Origin of the sequence: Kamptonema animale CS-326, from assembly GCF_028330895.1 — a bacterium.
In the GTDB taxonomy this organism is placed as follows: Bacteria; Cyanobacteriota; Cyanobacteriia; order Cyanobacteriales; family Microcoleaceae; genus Kamptonema; species Kamptonema formosum.
In genome coordinates this window covers 1-2,726 of the sequence record NZ_JAQMUA010000383.1, presented here as the reverse complement: position 1 = coordinate 2,726, position 2,726 = coordinate 1, and the positions used below count along the sequence as shown (strand labels likewise).

The 2,726-nt window shown below is 45.8% G+C and carries 4 protein-coding genes; all 4 read left to right on the top strand.

Annotation, left to right across the window (positions count from 1 at the left end; translation table 11 throughout):
• A partial coding sequence (gene rsgA / locus PN499_RS22565; RefSeq protein ID WP_272034829.1) for a ribosome small subunit-dependent GTPase A occupies nucleotides 1–576 on the top strand: 576 nt, incomplete at its 5' end.
• Between the two features lie 251 nt (nucleotides 577–827).
• Nucleotides 828–1,613: a MotA/TolQ/ExbB proton channel family protein gene (locus PN499_RS22560; RefSeq protein ID WP_272034828.1), complete on the top strand. Its 786-nt coding sequence runs from the start codon at nucleotides 828–830 to the stop codon at nucleotides 1,611–1,613.
• Nucleotides 1,614–1,626: 13 nt separating this feature from the next.
• The gene (locus PN499_RS22555; RefSeq protein WP_272034827.1) at nucleotides 1,627–2,349 is read left to right on the top strand and encodes an ExbD/TolR family protein; all 723 of its coding nucleotides are present in this window, start codon (nucleotides 1,627–1,629) and stop codon (nucleotides 2,347–2,349) included.
• A 23-nt stretch (nucleotides 2,350–2,372) separates the two neighbouring features.
• A complete protein-coding gene (locus tag PN499_RS22550; protein ID WP_272034826.1) occupies nucleotides 2,373–2,513 on the top strand; it encodes a hypothetical protein in 141 nt (46 codons plus the stop codon).
• Nucleotides 2,514–2,726 lie beyond the last annotated feature (213 nt).

Genomic DNA, 2,726 nt, shown 5'->3' with positions numbered 1-2,726 from the left:
TCTTTATACAGCCAACTCAAGGGTAAGATTACCGTTATTTCCGGGCCTTCGGGTGTAGGTAAATCTAGTTTGATTAACCTCCTGATTCCTAACCTCAACCTGCGAGTAGGAGCTGTTTCTGGGAAGCTGGGTAGGGGAAGGCACACCACTCGCCATGTAGAACTATTTGAACTACCGGGAGGAGGACTATTAGCAGATACCCCTGGTTTCAATCAACCAACTCTGGAGTGTGAACCACAGGAGTTAGCTCAATATTTCCCAGAAATAAAACAGCGGTTGACTAAGGGTAGTTGCCAATTTAGCGATTGTTCGCACCGAGATGAACCTAACTGCGTAGTACGGGGTGATTGGGAGCGTTATCAGCATTATCTGGATTTTTTGGCAGAAGCAACTGTGCGATCGCACGCTTTGCAACAATTAGGCGATGCTGAATCCAGCTTTAAGTTGAAAAGCAAGTCCGATGGTAAGCAAAAGTACGAACCCAAGCTGGAATCTAAAAAATACCGCCGCCTGAACCGCAGATTTGAACACCAAACACTACAGCAGAATATGTCTCAAGACCATGATGAATATTAAGCGATCGGAGCTGGCAAATACTAATTGCTAAACTCGCTGATTCTATTCCCTTCTTCCTCTAGCCCCTAGCCCCTAGCCCCTAGCCCCTAACCGCCTTGGCGGTTGCTAATATAACGGATTGTAATATCGAAAAACCTATGCTCGGAAATAGCAAGTAAGGTTTTGTAACACCAGTAGAAGTAATAATGCCACTATGACTCTCACCAAGTCAGTGTAGGTAGTTCACTAAGTTATGGAGGAGTAAAAACACCGTGAATATTCAAGAAATCATTGCCAAGGGCGGCCCCGCCATGTATCCTCTGCTGGTTTTATCCGTTCTCTCTGTCAGTACAATTATCGAGCGTCTATGGTTCTGGGCGAACCTGATCAGCAAGGAAAAGCAGATAGTCAACCGAGTCCTCGAAGCTGCACGCCGCGATTGGGCTGCTGCTAATGAGATTGCTAAACAAGCACACCAGCAACCCATTGGGCGATTTCTCTATGCCCCTCTGCGACTCTACAATCCAGAACCAGAAGTCTTTCGACTCGGACTAGAAGCCGCCGCCGATGAAGAATTAGCTTCGATGCGGCGCGGTGACAAAATATTAGAAGCTGTGATTGCTCTAGCACCTTTGTTAGGGCTATTGGGAACAGTTTTAGGCTTGATTAACTCCCTCAGTACAATTCGCCTTGGGGATATTGGCACTTCTGCCACCGCTGGAGTTACCCTGGGGATTAGTGAAGCTCTAATCTCTACCGCTACGGGAATGGTTGTGGCAATTATCAGCTTGACTTTCTATCGTATTTTTCAAGCTTTTTTGTTCAATCAGGTAAAAGTATTTCGCAAGGCTGGGAATGAATTGGAGTTGTTATATCGCCAATACTGGTCTCAAGGTAGCAGTAATCGTTACCCCGGTTCAGAAAATAGGAATTCCTCTTTTGCTAAGGAAGGTTATCCGAAACATTCACTTAATGCTCAAGAAAGTATAGAGCATCCGAAAGAACCAAAGTCTACCAGTGGTTCTGACTCCGTTGAAGATTCAAATTTTAACAACTAATAGCTAACTAATCATGAAGATTCATGTGGATACTCCTGCGGAAGAGACTCGAATTGAACTTGTTCCTTTAATTGATGTCATTTTTTGCATTCTGACCTTTTTTCTCCTAGCAGCTTTACAACTAACTCGTCAGCAGGCGATTAATATTGATTTGCCCAAGGCGCGTACAGGACAGTCGCAGATGCGAGACATGATGATTGTCAGCATTGATGATTTTGGTCAAACTTATATCGATCAAATACCGATGAATGAGAATCAACTCGATCGCGTTTTACAAGATTACCGTAAACAAAATCCTAACGGGTTGATGGTGTTGTACGCTCCGAAGGATGCGAAGTATGCTCGTGTGGTGGAAGTGTTGGATCGTTTGCGAGAGGTAGGAGGCGATCGCGTAGCCTTAGCTACTCTACCCAGTTCGACATCTTCCCCTTCCCCAAGTCCTTCCTTTCCCTTCAATCCTGGGAATATACCCCCTGCTTCTAATAACGGTACTCCTCTCCCCAGTCCGCTTCAGCCAGGAACGAGCTTTAATCCTAACCAACAGTATCAGTTACCTCCCAGCAGTCCGGGACAGCAACCGCTTCAAAACCAGTTTCAATCTTTCCCAGTTACGCCAAGCCAGCAGCCAAGTGGTCTGAATATCAATCCGAGTGCTCCTGCGGGTAGTCCTGCACCGGCTGTCTCTACTCCGGGAACTACAGTTCCACAGCAGTCTCCGCAATCCAACAGTCAATAAAACAGGCTGAGATTGGGTAAGCGATGCGTGGAGACAAAGACAAGTTCGCGATCGCCTGGTTGGTTGGTATAGCATTGTTCATGGTCGGAACTCTGGTGGGATTGAAAGGGTTTAGCGATCGCCGCCGCCTTCCACCCCAGAGTTCAAATCATCCGAAGTTTTAAGGGTGCAGAGAAAAGTTAGAGAATGGTGTTTGGAAATAGAGAGGTTAAGAAGGTTTTTCCGGCTTGATTGAGGTCGCTATCTAGCCCACATTCCGCAGATGTGACTTGGATTTTTTTATCAGTTGTGAAAGCTTGGAGCCAATATGCTTTTGGGTTGAACTTATGCGGTTTTAGCGTTACAGGAGCCTGTCAAATTTACCTAGATTAAGTAAG

Bases quoted from the DNA above. Each gene is read 5' to 3' on its own strand.
- PN499_RS22555 (WP_272034827.1), top strand. From the start codon at position 1,627: ATGAAGATTCATGTGGATACTCCTGCGGAAGAGACTCGAATTGAACTT.
- PN499_RS22550 (WP_272034826.1), top strand. From the start codon at position 2,373: ATGCGTGGAGACAAAGACAAGTTCGCGATCGCCTGGTTGGTTGGTATA.